This window comes from Kitasatospora sp. NPDC091276 (assembly GCF_040684355.1).
Taxonomy (GTDB): Bacteria; Actinomycetota; Actinomycetes; order Streptomycetales; family Streptomycetaceae; genus Kitasatospora.
The window spans coordinates 111,124-124,001 of the sequence record NZ_JBFBFU010000022.1; the positions used below are offsets into that span (position 1 = coordinate 111,124).

At 74.5% G+C, this 12,878-nt stretch carries 10 protein-coding genes; 2 read left to right on the forward strand and 8 right to left on the reverse strand.

The window, feature by feature from the left end; all coding sequences use genetic code 11:
• The first annotated feature begins 40 nt into the window (after positions 1–40).
• Entirely contained in the window at positions 41–1,636 is a 1,596-nt protein-coding gene (locus AB0O19_RS26365) for an FAD-dependent monooxygenase (RefSeq protein WP_363622936.1), read from the forward strand.
• Between the two features lie 138 nt (positions 1,637–1,774).
• On the opposite strand, the gene AB0O19_RS26370 is transcribed toward AB0O19_RS26365, so the two are convergent.
• The 4 genes from AB0O19_RS26370 to AB0O19_RS26385 all read right to left on the reverse strand — a co-directional run bounded on the left by AB0O19_RS26370 (position 1,775) and on the right by AB0O19_RS26385 (position 6,347).
• On the reverse strand, positions 1,775–2,251 hold the full coding sequence (locus AB0O19_RS26370; protein WP_363622938.1) for an SRPBCC family protein: 477 nt from the start codon (positions 2,249–2,251) through the stop codon (positions 1,775–1,777).
• A gap of 28 nt (positions 2,252–2,279) precedes the next feature.
• The gene (locus AB0O19_RS26375) at positions 2,280–4,586 is read right to left on the reverse strand and encodes a condensation domain-containing protein (protein WP_363622940.1); all 2,307 of its coding nucleotides are present in this window, start codon (positions 4,584–4,586) and stop codon (positions 2,280–2,282) included.
• A 62-nt stretch (positions 4,587–4,648) separates the two neighbouring features.
• Positions 4,649–5,437, reverse strand: coding sequence for an SDR family NAD(P)-dependent oxidoreductase (locus tag AB0O19_RS26380; RefSeq protein ID WP_363586376.1), 789 nt, complete (start codon positions 5,435–5,437; stop codon positions 4,649–4,651).
• A 91-nt stretch (positions 5,438–5,528) separates the two neighbouring features.
• Positions 5,529–6,347, reverse strand: coding sequence for an AfsR/SARP family transcriptional regulator (locus AB0O19_RS26385; protein ID WP_363586377.1), 819 nt, complete (start codon positions 6,345–6,347; stop codon positions 5,529–5,531).
• Between the two features lie 286 nt (positions 6,348–6,633).
• Here AB0O19_RS26385 and AB0O19_RS26390 point away from each other — a divergent pair, with 286 nt between their 5' ends.
• Positions 6,634–7,161 (forward strand): NUDIX hydrolase family protein, encoded by a 528-nt coding sequence (locus AB0O19_RS26390; protein WP_350884975.1) that lies wholly within the window; start codon positions 6,634–6,636, stop codon positions 7,159–7,161.
• Between the two features lie 66 nt (positions 7,162–7,227).
• Here the strand turns inward: AB0O19_RS26390 and AB0O19_RS26395 are convergent, their stop codons facing one another.
• Genes AB0O19_RS26395 through AB0O19_RS26410 form a run of 4 tightly spaced genes read right to left on the reverse strand, consistent with a single transcriptional unit; the run spans position 7,228 to position 12,759 of the window.
• Positions 7,228–8,937 carry an ABC transporter ATP-binding protein gene (locus tag AB0O19_RS26395; RefSeq protein WP_363622987.1) on the reverse strand — a complete coding sequence of 570 codons (1,710 nt, stop codon included), beginning with the start codon at positions 8,935–8,937 and terminating at the stop codon, positions 7,228–7,230.
• Positions 8,938–8,948: 11 nt separating this feature from the next.
• The gene (locus tag AB0O19_RS26400) at positions 8,949–9,938 is read right to left on the reverse strand and encodes an ABC transporter permease (protein WP_363622942.1); all 990 of its coding nucleotides are present in this window, start codon (positions 9,936–9,938) and stop codon (positions 8,949–8,951) included.
• The gene (locus AB0O19_RS26405) at positions 9,935–11,008 is read right to left on the reverse strand and encodes an ABC transporter permease (RefSeq protein WP_363622944.1); all 1,074 of its coding nucleotides are present in this window, start codon (positions 11,006–11,008) and stop codon (positions 9,935–9,937) included. Before AB0O19_RS26405 ends, AB0O19_RS26400 begins: the two co-directional genes overlap by 4 nt.
• A gap of 32 nt (positions 11,009–11,040) precedes the next feature.
• On the reverse strand, positions 11,041–12,759 hold the full coding sequence (locus AB0O19_RS26410; RefSeq protein ID WP_363622946.1) for an ABC transporter substrate-binding protein: 1,719 nt from the start codon (positions 12,757–12,759) through the stop codon (positions 11,041–11,043).
• Positions 12,760–12,878 lie beyond the last annotated feature (119 nt).

Below are 12,878 nucleotides of genomic sequence, written 5' to 3' on the forward strand. Positions count from 1 at the left end.
TAACGTCGAAATCAAAGATTAGGCGTTACGAAGGAGTGGCATGCGATTCCCGGCAACGACGTCCGTCCTGATCGTCGGCGCAGGCCCGGTCGGCCTGACCATGTCGCTCCTGCTCTCCGGGCACGGCGTGCCGCACCTGCTCGTCGAGGCACGCCAGGGCACCTCCCGCCACCCCAAGGCCCGTGGCGTGTCCGCGCGTTCGATGGAGATCTTTCGCAGGCTCGGCCTGGAAGCCGACATCCGGCAGGCCGGGCTCCCGGCCTCGCACGTCTTCTTCTACCGCGGCCGCGACCTCGTCGACCCGGACTTCGTACGCACCGGCGTGGCCGGCGCCCCGGACGGCGGCGCCGAGCGCACCCCGTCGCCGGGGCTCATCTGCTCGCAGGACGCCCTGGAGGCCGTGCTGCTGCGCCGGGCCCGTGAACTCGCGCCGGACGGCGTACGGTTCGCCACCCGGCTGCTCTCCTTCACCGAGTTCACCGAGTTCACCGAGCCCGCCGGTGTCGGCGCATCCGCAGGCGGCGGCGAGGGCGTGCACGCGGTGCTGGAGGACCGGGCCACCGGCGACCGGCACAGCGTGCGCGCCGACTGGCTGATCGGCTGCGACGGCGCAGCGAGCACCGTCCGCACCGGCGCCGGGATCGCCATGGCAGGGCCGACCGGCCTCGGCCACTTCCTCAGCATCCGCTTCGAGGCGCCGCTCGGCGAGGTCGTCGCCGACCGGGCCAGCGCGTCCTACTTCCTCACCGAGCCCGGCCGCGGCGGCTTCCTGGCCGTGGACAACGACCGGCACTGGATCTACCAGCACCCCTACGACCCCGGGCGCGGCGACCTCGCCGACCTCCTCGGCGACCACCGGCAGCTGGCCCGGCTGGTGCGCGACGCCGCCGGACTGCCCGACCTCGACGTCACCGTCCGGGACACCCAGACCTGGCGGCTGGACGCCCAACTCGCCGACACCTACCGCCGGTCACGGGTCCTGATCGCGGGCGACGCGGCCCATGTGACGCCCCCCACCGGCGGGCACGGCATGAACACCGGCATCGGCGACGCCGACAACCTGGCCTGGAAGCTCGCCGCGGTCGTGGCCGGGTCGGCCGGCGAAGCGCTGCTGGACACCTACCAGGCCGAGCGTCGCCCCGTCGCCCGCCAGGTCATCGACCTGTCCTTCGCCAACTCCCGCGCCCGCACCGGCTACCGGATCGACGACGAACTGCTGCTCACCGCGGCTTACCGCTCCACCGCCGTCCACGCCGACCCCGACGCGCCCGCCCGCCCGCCGCTGGATCCGGACGGCGAGCACCCCGACGGCGGGCCCGGCGGTCGCCTCCCGCACCTGCGCCCGGCCGGACTCCCCGGGGCGGCGTCGACGCTCGACCTCGTCGGCCCCGGCTTCACCCTGCTCACAGCCGCCGACGACCCCGCCTGGCAACGCCAGGCCGACACCGCCGCAGCGGCAGGCCTGCCCGTCGTGCTGCGGCCACTGCCCGCAGCCGACTGGCCCGGCCTCTCCGGCCTCCCCGCCACCGGCGCGCTCCTCACCCGCCCCGACGGCCACATCGCCTGGCAGGCGCCCCACCCGCCCGCCGGCGACGCCGAGTTGCGGGAAGTCCTGCGGCGGATCCTGTCGGCGTAGGCGGCCGACCCGACGCCACCGCCCGACCCGACGCCACTGGTCGGGACCGTCACCAGACGCCGGCGGAGGACGACCGCGTCACGGTCGACGACGACCCGCGCGGGTACGTCCGCCGGCAGTACCGGCTCTGGCGCGACGTCAGGCCGTACGGGGTCCCGCCTCCAGCAGCTGGTCCAGCACCCGGCCGAAGACCAGGCATCCGGCGCGGGCCACGAGCGGGTCGAGCGCCGCGGGCAGGCGCGCGACCCGGAGTTCCTCCGTCCAGGTCACCTCGGATCCGCCGGTCTCCCCGGCCTGCCCGGTGTCCTGGCCGGGGGCCCGTACGCGCAGTTCGGCCCAGCCGAGCACCAGCCGGCCCCGCTTCTCCAGCCGGCACAGCCCGTCGCGCCCGGGTGCGGGGGCGGCCAGGCCGACGATCTCCATCGGGTCGTCGAACCGGAACGGCCCGATGACCGTCCGGGCCAGGATGGCGTCCCCCGCCTGCCCGCCACCGCCCCGCACCACGGTGACCCGGGTGAACGGCACCCGGTCCCCGTGCCGGGGCCAGGCGGTCAGCCGCTCCCAGCAGACGGCCGGGGGCAGCGGCGAACGGCGGGTCAGGACGAAGCGGGCCATGCCTCAGGGTACGACTGCGGGCAGGGCGTCACGGCGGGGGCGTGCCGCCGAGGAGGGGGGCCAGGGCGAACAGGTCGGACGGGGCGGCGTCGTCGGGGAGCAGGACGACCAGCGGGGGGCGGGCCGGCGGGCCGAGCCGGGCGACCTCGTAGGCGGTGACGCCGCTGCCGGGCGCGGCGACCAGGGCGACCGGGGCCGGGGACTCCAGTAGCGGGGCGAGGACCGGGCGGTAGGCGGCCGGTGACGGCGGGCCGGCGGCCGGGCGGAGCACGCCGAGGGCCTGCGGCCCCGGCCAGCCGCGCGCGGTGCCGGGGTAGCGGGTGTGCGGGGCGTCGGGCGGGGGCAGCAGCAGCACCCAGCCCGCGCCCGGGCGGGCGGCCCGGCGCAGCACCTCCAGCCGGACGGCCGGGCCGTCCGTCGGCGCGTCCGGGGCCGGCGGGTGGTCGGCGGGCCCGCCGGGTCGGGGAGCGGGGTGTCCGGCGAGGGTGGAGCGCAGCACTTCCGAGGTGCTGAGGCCGCTCGGCAGGTCGGGGAAGGTGCGCAGCAGGTGGGCGCTCTGGCTGAGGAGTTCGACGGCGTCCCGGTCGGCCAGCAGGGCGCGGTCGTGGGTGGTGGTGAGGACGAGTCCGCCGGTGGCGTCGTAGTGGGCGGCGAGGGTGATCGGGTACGAGGTGAAGGTGCCGGCCGGTACGGGGTTCTCCACGTGGATGCCGTGCGCGGCCAGGTCGGTCTCCAGCCGCAGGTGGTGCGGGGCGGTCGGTTGGTGTTCCAGGACGACCAGGCTGTGCGGCCGCTGCCCGCGCGGGGTGGCGCTCCAGCGGTGGGCCTGTCCGGGCGAGACCCACTCGTAGGCGGCGAGGTCGAGCACGCCGTCGCGCAGGGCCGCGAGCAGTTGCGGCACCGTCGTGCCCGGGTGCACCCGGACGGAGATCGGCAGCGGGTTGCGCAGCGCGCCGGGCAGCCGGTCGATGCCGTCCAGCGGGATGCCCCGTCCGGAGACCGTCACCGCGAAGCCGACCCGCACCGCCCGGGCCGGTCGGCGCTGCTCGCGGGACTGCGCCGCGCGGTAGAGCAGCAGTGCCCAGGCGGCCTGGAGGGCGCTGCTCTCGCCCGCCCCCCAGGCGGCTGCCCAGCCGCGCAGCCGGACCGCCTCGTACGGGGTGAGCCGGCGCCGGGCGCGTCCGCTGCCGCGCCGGGTCGGGTCGGGGGCGAGCGGGAGGACGGCGCTGGCGGCGGTCCGGGTGGCCCAGAACTGCCGGGCGGCGTCGCTTCCCTGGGCGTCGAGCCAGCGGGCGTGGTCGCGGACGTCGGGGCGGCGCTCGCCGCCGGGCAGGACGCCGCCGGTCAGGTAGGCGCGGTAGAAGGCCTGGAGGAGCAGCCGCACGCTCCAGCCGTCGAGCATCGCGTGGTGGTAGGTGAGCAGGACCCGGGTGGCCGGCCCCTCGTCCTGGTCCTGCGGGCCGGAGTCGAGCAGGGTGGCGCGCAGCAGGGCGGGTCGGCGCAGGTCGAAGCCGCGGTGCCGGTCGGCTTCCAGCAGGTCGTCCCAGCCGACCGCGCCGTGCGGGTGCCGGGTGACTTCGGGGACGGCCCGTTCGTGCAGCACCATCCAGGGGTCGCCGGCGGTGTCGTCCCAGTCGAAGGCGGCGCGCAGCACCGTCTCGTGGTCGAACACGGACTGCCAGGCGGCGGTGAACCGGTCGGTGTCCAGCGGCCCGTGCCAGTTCCAGGACAGCTGTTCGACGTGCCGCCCGCCGTGGTCGGCGCGCCCGATGACCTGGCGCAGCATCTCCCGTTGCAGCGCGCTGGTCGGCACCGTGACGGGCGCCGGCGGGTGCGCCAGCGCCTCCCGCAGCCGCTCCACGAGTTCGGCGGCGCGCGCGGACGGTCCGGCGGCGATGCCGACGAACAGGCGCCGGAGGCCGTCCCGGCGGTCCTCGACCAGGACGGCGCGCAGCCGCGCTCCGGCGGCGAGGGCGCGTCCGAGGTCGGCCAGGACCCGGTCGAGCCCGTCGGGGCCGTCCACCGTGCGCTCCCAGAGCGCGTCCGCCCGGTCCTGGGGCGTGGGACTGGCCCCGTCGACGGCGCGCAGGGCGGCGCGCAGCACGTCGGCCTCGTACGTCTGTTGCAGCTCGACCAGCAGGAACTCCGGGGGCCGGCCGGCCCCGCGCGGCTGCGGCGGCCGCCACCGGCGGGTGGCGGTCCGGGCCAGCGCGGCGTTGACCGCCCCGGTGTCGAGCCGTCTCGGCGGACGGGCGGCGGGCAGGCAGGGCTCGGGCGACGGGGCGCCGGCCACCAGCAGGGTGACGGGTGCGCTGGAGAAGTGACGGTTCGTCATCGCTGATCAGCGGGCACCGGAGCCCGGTTCCTTCCCGTGGGCCGGCCAGGGTTGCGCCGGGGTTACTGGGTGGCGAGGCCGCCGCAGACGTTCAGCGCCTGGGCGGTGATGCTGGCGGCGGTCGGGGAGGTGAGGTAGCCGGCCAGCGAGGCGACCTCCTCCGGGGTGGTGTAGCGGCCGAGCGGGATGTGCGTCTGGAAGTGCTGGTGGATGGTCTCGGGGGTGGTGTTGTAGGCGGTGGCGTACTCGTGGTGGATCCGGGTGGTGTGCGGGGTGTGCACGTAGCCCGGGCAGATGGCGTTGACGGTGGTGCCGGTCGGGGCCAGTTCCTTGGCGAGTGCCCGGGTGAAGCCGATCACGGCGTGCTTGCTCGCGGTGTACGGGGCGCCGAGGGTGACGGCCTGCTTCCCGGCGGTGGAGGCGATGTTGATGATCCGCGGGTGCGCGGTGCCGGTGAGGTGGCCGTGCTTGAGGGTCTCCCGGGTGACCAGGAAGACGGCGTTCAGGTTGGTGTCGATGACGTCGTACCAGAGGTCGTCCGTGGTGGTGGCGATCGGCCCGCCGCCGGTGCGGCCGGCGTTGTTGACCAGCACGGTGATCGGGCCGTGCTCGGCCACCACGTGCCGGATCAGCGCGCTGACCTGGGTGGGGTCGCGCACGTCGCAGGTGGTGCCGTCGGCCTGGTGGCCCTCGCCGCGCAGGGTGGCCAGCGCGTCGGTGATGTGCGGGCCGGTGCGGGCGCAGATGAAGAGACGGTGGCCGCGGCTGCCGAGCTCGCGGGCGATGGCGAGGCCGATCCCGCGGGTGCCGCCGGTGATCAGGGCGAGGGGTTGCTCGGGTGCGGTGGTCATGGCGGGTCCTGGGGGTGAGGGCGGGCTGGGAGCTCGGGCCGGTGGTGGGTGGTCGGTGGTCGGGGGTCGGTGGGGTGGTCGGGGCGGGAGCTCAGGCCGGGTAGAGGTTGTAGGTGGTCGGGTGGGCCGTGGTCGGGGTGTTGAGGGTGGGGTCGAGGGTGAGGATCGCGTGGTGCAGGTGTTGCAGGTGCGGGGAGGGCTGGATGCCGAGCTCGGTGGTGAGGCGGTGCCGCAGGTGGTGGTAGGTGGCGAGGGCGGTGGTCTGCCGGCCGGCCCGGTAGAGCGCGACCATGGCCTGGGCGTGCAGGCCCTCGTGGTGCGGGTGCTGGTGGGTGAGGTGGGTGAGTTCGGGGATGAGCTCGTTGTGCCGGCCGAGCCGCAGGTCGGTGTCGATGCGGCGTTCCAGGGTGATCAGGCGGCTCTCCTCCAGGCGCATGATCTCGATGGCCAGGATCGGCCCGGGCCGCACGTCGACCAGGGCCGGGCCGTGCCAGAGCGCGAGGGCCTGCCGGAAGTGGGTGGCGGCCTGGTGGTCGTGGCCGTGGTTGAAGGCGTGCTGCCCCTGGGTGGTGAGCAGGCTGTAGGTGTGGACGTCGAGGTTGTCCGGGTGGGTGGTGAGCTGGTAGCCGCCGTGCCGGGTGGTCAGGATGTCCTTGGCGGTGATGTGCGGGGTCGGCCCGAGGCCGTGGGTGATCCGGCGGCGCAGTTGCAGGATGTACGTCTGCATGGTGGTGAGCGCCTGTCTGGGCGGGTCGTCGCCCCAGATCTCCTCGATCAGGGTGGCGGTGGGCAGGATGCGGTTCGGGTAGAGCGCGAGGAGGGCCAGGATCTGGCGCTGCTTGGCGGCGGTGGGGACGACGGAGATGCCGTTGAGGTCGGCGGTGAGGGGGCCGAGGACCTTGAGGTGCATGGCGGTTCTCCTCTCGGGCGCGGGGCGTCCGCTCGGGTGGGCGTCATTCGGCTGCTTGTTCGGGTCGACGGAATGGTGGGGCGGACGCGTCGCACCCTAGTTGGGCCGGGGGGTGGGGGCCGGATTCCTCAAGTGCCCGTCGAGCGCGGTTCCGGGCGCTCTGGTGGGGCGCCTCCGGGCGGAGCGGTGCGGCGGGCCGGTGCGGCGGGTCGGTGCTCGACGGTGTGACGGGCGGGGCGCCCGGCGCGGACGGGGCCCGGGAACGTACGATCGGCGAATGGCTGACATGACGGAAACCACGCCAGGCTGGCTCGCCCCCGAGGAACTAGAGACCACCCGCGCCAAGATGCCGATCCTGTACGTCGAGGCCGTGCCGGTCCGCGTCGACGACGCCGGCGAGGTCACCCAGATCGGCCTCCTGCTGCGGATCGGACCGGACGGGACGGTCAGCCGCACGCTGGTCTCCGGCCGGGTGCTGCACCACGAGCGGATCCGCGACGCCCTGCTGCGGCACCTGGAGAAGGACCTCGGCCCGGTGGCGCTGCCCCGGATCCCGGCCTCGCTGCAACCGTTCACGGTCGCCGAGTACTTCCCGACCCTGGGGATCACCGAGTTCCACGACCCGCGCCAGCACGCGGTGTCGCTGGCGTACGTCGTGCCGGTGGCCGGCGACTGCCGGCCGCGCCAGGACGCGCTCGACCTGGTCTGGTTCAGCCCGCAGGAGGCCGCATCCCCGCTGGTGCAGCAGGACATGCCCGGCGGTCAGGGGGCGCTGCTCAAGCGGGCCCTGGCGCACGTCGGCTGCCTGAGCTGAGCACTCCGGCCGGGGCCCGCACCGGGTGAGGTGCGGGCCCCGGCCGGGAGCTGGTCAGGGCGTCGGTCAGGCTCCGGCGGATGCCAGGCGCGCGTTGCGCCGGGCGGTCGCCTCGACCGGGTCCAGCACCGGCACGGCCGCCAGCAGGCCCTTGGTGTACGCGTGCTGGGGGGAGTCGTACACGGCGTCGGCGTCGCCCTGCTCCACGATCCGCCCGGCCCGCATCACCGCGACCCGGTCGCTCACCTGCCGGACCACGGCGAGGTCGTGGGCGATGAAGACCAGCGCGAGGCCGAGGTCGCGCTGCAACTCGCCGAGCAACGCGACCACCTGGGCCTGGGTGGTGACGTCCAGTGCGGAGACCGGCTCGTCGCAGACGATCAGTCGCGGCTGCGGTGCGAGCGCCCGCGCGATGCCGACCCGCTGGCGCTGCCCGCCGGAGAACTCGTGCGGATAGCGGTGGTACCAGTCGGCGTCGAGGCCCACCCGTTCGAGGAGCTCGCCGACCCGGGCGCGGATGCGGCGCTCGTCGCTCCCACCGGCGATGCGCAGCGGGTCGGCGATGGACTCCCCGATGCTGCGGCGCGGGTTGAGCGAGGACACCGGGTCCTGGAAGACCATCTGCAACTCCCGCCGGAGCGGGCGCAGTTCCTTCTCCCCGAGCGCTCCGATGTCCCGGCCGCGGTAGTGGAGCCGGCCGCCGGTCGGCTCCAGCAGCCGGACCAGCATCCGCCCGAGCGTGGTCTTGCCGGAGCCGGACTCGCCGACGATGCCCAGCGTCTCGCCCGCGCGCACGGTGAGCGAGACGCCGTCCACGGCGGCCACGGGGGCCGCGCGCCGGGTGAGGCCGCCGCGGGTGGCGAACTCACGGCGCAGGTCGGTGGCTTCGAGCAGGACGTCGCCGTCGGTGCGCCCGGCGGCTCCGTCGGCGGCGGTGCCTGCGGCAGGCCCGGCAGGCCCGGCGGGCCCGGTCGGTGCGCCCGGAGCGTGGACCCGGGGCACCGCCGACAGCAGCGCGCGGGTGTACGGTTCGCGCGGCGCGCCCAGCACCTCGGTGACCGGGCCGTGTTCCACCGCCCGGCCGTCCTTCATCACCAGCACCCGGTCGACGCTCCCGGCGACCACCCCCAGGTCGTGGGTGACCAGGACCAGCCCGGCCCCGGTCTCGGCCCGCAACTCGTGCAGCAGGTCGAGGATCTGGGCCTGGACGGTGACGTCCAGCGCGGTCGTGGGCTCGTCGGCGACCAGCAGCCGCGGCTCGCAGGCCAGGGCCATCGCGATCAGCACCCGCTGGCGCATGCCGCCGCTGAACTCGTGCGGGCGCGACCGCGAGCGCCGTGCCGGGTCGGGGATGCCGACGCGGCCGAGCACCTCGACGGCGCGGGCCCTGGCGGCCCGGCGGGAGACGGCCCGGTGGACCCGTACGACCTCGGCGATCTGGTCGCCCACGGCGTAGTACGGGTCGAGGGCGGAGAGCGGGTCCTGGAACACCATGGCCGCCAACCCGCCGCGCAGCCGCCGCAGTTCGTCACCCTCGGCGGTGACGGCGTCGACGCCGGCGACCCGGACGGAGCCGCCGACCCGGGCGCCGGTGCCGCGGTGCAGGCCGAGCAGTCCGTAGGCGACGGTGCTCTTGCCCGACCCGGACTCGCCGACGATGCCGAGCGCCTGCCCGGCCTCCAGGGTGAAGCCCACGCCGTCGACGGCGCGTACGTGCCCGTCCCCGACCGGGAAGTCGACGACGAGATCCCGGACGTCGACCAGGGGAGGAGCCAGGGGTTCGGCGCTCACGTCAGGACCACCCTTCGATCGGTCACCGCGTAGAGCACGTCCGCGACGACGTTGGCGAGGACCACGGCGAACCCGGTGACGAGGGTGAGGCCGACGACGGTCGGCAGGTCGATCAGGCTGACCGAGCTGACCAGCAGCTTGCCGAGCCCCGGGAGCCCGAACAGCGACTCCGTCAGCACGGCGGACCCGAACATCGTCCCGAGGTCCATGGCGGTGAGCGCGATCACCGGGGTGAGCGCGCCGCGCAGCGCGTGCCTGGTCACCAGGCGCCGCTCGCTGACGCCGTACGCCCGGAAGGTCCGGATGTGGTCGTCGGCGAGGGTCTCCAGCATGGACGAGCGGGTCAGCCGGGCGTACTTGGCGGACTCGATGAGCGCGAGCGAGACCCAGGGCAGCAGCAGGCCCCAGAACCACTGCTGCGGGTCCTCGGTGAGCGGTACGTAGCTCGGGAACGGCAGCCACTGGAGCTGGGCGCACAGGACGATGAGCAGCACCAGGCCGATGACGAAGACCGGGATGGAGTTGCCGGCCAGCGTCAGCGCGGTCAGCAGCCGCTCGCTGAGCCGGCCCCGGCGCAGCGCGGAGAGCAGCCCGGTACCGACCCCGAGGGCCAGCCAGAGCACCATCGCGCCGAGTGCCAGCGAGGCCGTCACCGGGAGCCGGGCGGCGATCATGTCGGTGACCTGCTCGCCGCTGCGGTAGGAGACGCCCAGGCACGGCGCCGGGCAGTGCAGCAGGCCCGTCCCGGCGCTGAAGTCGCGGCCGGCGACGACGCCCTGGAGGAAGTGGGCGTACTGGAGGTAGACCGGTGCGTCGAGGCCGAGGCGTTCGCGCACCTGGAGGACCTGGGCGGGGCTGCACTTCTCGCCGCAGGCCAGCTGGGCGGGGTCGCCGGGGGCGATGTAGAAGACCGCGTAGACGATCAGCGAGATGGCGAGCAGGACGCCGACCATGCCGATGGCCCTGCGGAGCAGGAAGCGGGTCATGCGGTGGCCTCCTCGGTGGCGGCCGACGGGCCGGGGCTGGCGGGGTCCGGCGTGCCGCTGCCCGGCGATGCGGTGCCCGACGGTCCGTTGCCCGACGAGCCGGCGCCGCGCGCCGTTCCGACCCGCAGCCGGGAGGCCGCGCGGGGGTCGAGCTCGGTGCGGACGGCGTCGCCGAGCACGGTGAAGGCGAGCACCGTGGCGAACAGCAGGGCGGACGGGAGCAGCACGTACATCGGGTCGGCGCGGAACCAGGTGGTCGCGCCGGAGAGCATCTGGCCCCACGACGAGGTCGGCGGCTTGACGCCCACGCCGAGGAAGGACAGCCCGGCCTCGGCGATCACGTTGGACGGCAGCAGCACCGCGGCGTAGGTGATGACCGGCGCGGCCAGGGACGGCAGCAGCTCCCGGCGGGCGATCCGCCACCGGGTGGCGCCGGCGAGCCGGGCCGCGGCCACGTAGTCGAGCTGGCGGAGGCTGAGCGTCTGCGCCCGGACCAGCCGGGCGGTGCCGGCCCAGCCGAGCAGCCCGATGACCAGGGTCAGCAGGAGCGGGCGGGGGAAGTCGGAGGGCACGACGGCCATCAGCGAGATGGCGAAGACCAGCGAGGGCAGCGCGAGCATCACCTCGGTGGTGTTGCCGATCAGCTGGTCGAGCAGCCGGCTGCCGAGGCCCGCGGCGAGGCCGAGCAGGACGCCGATGGCGACCTGGACGAGGGTGGCGCCGACGGCGACGAGCAGCGAGATCCGGGCGCCGTGGACCAGTCGGGCGAACACGTCGCGCCCGGTGCCGGGTTCGACGCCGAGCCAGTGCTCGGCGCTGACGCCGCCGAAGGAGCCGGTGGGCACCCCGCCGGCCGCCGAGTCGAGCAGGTCGTTGTGGTAGCTGGTGGGGTCCTGGCCCTCGATCGCGCTGAGCAGCGGTGCCGCTGCCGCGATCAGGGCGAGCAGGGCGATGACGAGGCCGGCGGCGAGGACGGCGCGCCGCGCGAGCAGCCGCCGCCACACCGTCCGGCCCCCGGCGGCCGGGGAGGCCGCGAGGGCCTCCCCGGCCTGGGGTTCCTGTGGAGCCATGGTTGTCCGACCGATCCGTCCGATCCCGTCCGCTACTTGACCGCGACCTGGGAGATGTCGAGCACGCCGGTCCAGTCGCTGATGACGATGTTGCGGACGTCCTTGCCCGACAGCCGCTTGTAGACGGGGTGGAACAGCGGGACGGTCAGGGCCTGGTCGCCGATCCGCTTGTCCAGGGCACCCCAGCGCTTGGCCGCCTCGGCGTGGTCGGTGATCTTGTTGATCTGGTCGATCTCGTCGTTCACCGACGGGTCGTCCAGCTGCGCGGAGTTGAAGTTGTAGCCGTCGGTGACGATCTGCCGGCCGTCGAAGATCGGCGCGAGGAACGGGCCGCCGGAGGGCCAGTCGGCGCCCCAGCCGGAGAGGAAGAGGCCGGGTTCGGTGCTCACGGTGTGGATCGTCTTGGAGTACCTGGTGGAGTCCAGGGCGTCGAGCTGGACGGTGATCCCGGCCGCCTTCAGGCCGTCCTGGACGGCGGTGGCCAGGTTCGGGCCGTAGCCCTTGCCCGATTCGGTGGAGTGGGTGAGCGTGATGGTCAGGCCGTCCGGGTAGCCGGCCTCCTTCAGCAGCTCCTTGGCCTTCTCCGGGTTGCCGGTGGCGCCGGCCGGGAACGGGTCGTAGGGCGTGTACCCGAAGGTCTCCTGGGCGGGCAGGTAGGTGGTGGCGGCCTCGGCGAGCGAGGAGCCGCCGGCGGCGTTGACGACCGAGGTGCGGTTGAGCGCGTAGGCGACGGCCTGCCGGACCTTGGGGTTGTCGAAGGGCTTGACCTTGGGGTTGAACGCCAGGTAGTTGACGTAGCCGAAGTGGCCGGTGCCGACGCGGGCGGCGAGCGCCTTGTCGTCCTTCACCTGGGCGAGCTCGGAGGGGCCGAGGTTGGTGTCGGTGGTGACGGCGGCCGCGTCGGCGCCGGTGCCGGCGGAGAGCCGCTGGTTGATCACCGCCGGGTCGAGCCCGGACTGCACGTCGACGGTGTCCGGGTACGCCTTGCGCTGGTCGTCGTTGGCCGCGGACCAGTTGGGGTTGCGCTTGAGGACGAGGTGTGCGCCGTCGTTCTCGTTCTTGACGACCTGGTAGGGGCCGGAGGAGACGGGGTGCTCCTGGTACTTCGTCCCGGTGTCCTTGGCCTTCGGGACGGGGGCGAACTGCGTCTGGGTGGCCAGGTACGGGAAGTCGCCCTCGGGCTTGTTGAGACGGAAGGTGATGGTCTTCTCGTCCGGCGTCTCGATCGCGTCCAGACCGCGGCCGTCCTTGTACGGGCCCTGGTAGTCGGCGGCGCCGACCAGCCAGTCCCTCAGGAATGGTGCCCCGCCGGAGAGTTCGGGGGCGAATGACCTTTCGATGCCGTACTTGATATCGGCGGTGGTGATCGCCGAGCCGTCCTCGTACTTCAGGCCGTCCTTGAGGTGGTACGTCCACACCGTCGCGCCCTCCGAGGGGGTGCCGGTGTCGGTGGCGAGGTCGGGGACGACCTTGGTGCCGGCCGCGCCGTCGGCCCGGTTGCGGGTGGTGAGGGTGCGGAAGACCAGGGAGGGCACGTTGCCGCCGCCGGAGGTGTAGAGCCGTGCGGGGTCGAACTGGTCCTGCGGGTTCTGGTTGAGGACGGTGAGGGTGCCGCCCTGCTGCGGCGCGGCGTCCTTGCCGGTGCTTCCACCGCCGTCGCCCTTCGGTCCGCACGCCGCCACTCCGACGGCCAGGGCGACGGTGACGGTCGCCGCGGCGAGGCGGCGGGGGGTGAAGGTGGTTCGAGACATCGGAAAGGGGGCCTTTCGCTACCGATGGTGTACGGAGGAAGGCGGGCGACAGTGAGGCCGTGAGGAGAGTGAGCGGCACCGCGCCCGCAGGAAGGGGCGACGTCCCGGGGCGGCGATCA